This window comes from Halorubrum sp. Eb13, assembly GCF_002252895.1.
In the GTDB taxonomy this organism is placed as follows: Archaea; Halobacteriota; Halobacteria; order Halobacteriales; family Haloferacaceae; genus Halorubrum.
Window position 1 is genome coordinate 1 of the sequence record NZ_NHPE01000110.1, and the last position, 639, is coordinate 639.

Annotated in this window: 1 pseudogene; it reads right to left on the reverse strand. The window is 69.1% G+C overall.

The features are described 5' to 3' along the window. Nucleotides 1–639, reverse strand: a pseudogene (locus DJ75_RS12675) (methyl-accepting chemotaxis protein); the annotation flags it as partial.

The window sequence follows — 639 nt, forward strand, 5'->3', positions numbered from 1 at the left end:
CGTCGCTGACGGCCTCGGCGCTGGCCTCCATATGTTCCTCGGCGGTCCGGACCTCTTCGACGGTCGCCTGCGTCTGCGACTGCGTGCCGGCGATGAGCTCCTCGATCTCCTGGGCCGCCTCCTGGGTCTCCTCGGCGAGCTGTTTCACCTCGTCGGCGACGACNNCGTCCATCCGCTCGTCGAGGACCCTGACCTTCTCCGCGGTCGCGCCGATCGATTCGCGGGACTCGCCGACGCTGTCGATCGCCTCGCCGGCGGTGTCCTGTCCCTCGTTTGCGATCGACGCGGTCTGCTGGGCCGCGTCCGCGACGGTCTCCGTCGAGGAAGCGACCTCCTCGATCGTCGCCGAGAGGTTGTTCATCTCGCCTGAGACCTGTTCGAGCATCTCGCGCTGCTCGTCCGCTCCCTCTGCGATCTCCGTGACCGACCGACTCACGTCCTCGCTGCGCGCCTCGGCCGTGTCCACGCCTTCGACCGTCTTCTCGCTGGCCGCGGACACCTCGCCCGCGAACGACTGGACGTCGCGCATCGTCGACTCGATGTCGTCCATCATCTCGTTGAACGCGGCGCCGATCTGCTCCATCGCCTCGCTCTCGCTGCCGGCGTCCAGCCGGACCGTGAGGTCGCCGTCGGCCGCGC